Raw genomic sequence first — 486 nt, forward strand, 5'->3', positions numbered from 1 at the left:
TCGTTCCAGACCGGTGACCAGGAGGCTGCGGATAACGCGGCGCAGCAGCAGGGTTCGGCGGCGTTCGACGCCGCGCGGTTCGGTTCCTCGCGCTAGGCGCGGGTAGAGCCGGGTTTCGTTTCTTCCTTTTTCTTTTTCCGTGGTTTGTTCCGGCGGGTGCCGGTGTTGAAAGGATTGTTATGTCCCAGGATCGTTTGAGCTATGACACTGATACGTCTTCTGCCGTGCAGGGGGATATCCAGTCGATTGTTGCCCGATTGGAGTCGTTGATCGGTGAGCGTGAGAAGGCCGTGAACGCGGCGATGTCGGATTTCCAGGCTGATGGTGTCTCGGAGGAGTACCAGGCGGTGGAGAACCGTTTCCGGAATGCGGCTAATGAGACGCGGAACATTATTGCGCTGGTGAAGCAGACGTTGTCGCAGAATGACGAGACGGCTGCGGGTGCGGGTGCGCGGGCGAAGTCCGCCGTCGCCAACATCGGCTAGG

General features: G+C 60.1%; 1 protein-coding gene. It reads left to right on the top strand.

Features of this window, described 5'->3' with window-relative positions; translation table 11 throughout:
• The first annotated feature begins 179 nt into the window (after positions 1 to 179).
• Complete coding sequence (locus tag AC5RUF_RS16350) at positions 180 to 485, top strand: pore-forming ESAT-6 family protein (RefSeq protein ID WP_227913888.1); 306 nt, start codon at positions 180 to 182, stop codon at positions 483 to 485.
• Position 486: the final 1 nt, after the last annotated feature.

The sequence above is a fragment of the Arthrobacter sp. Y3224198 genome (assembly GCF_059090025.1).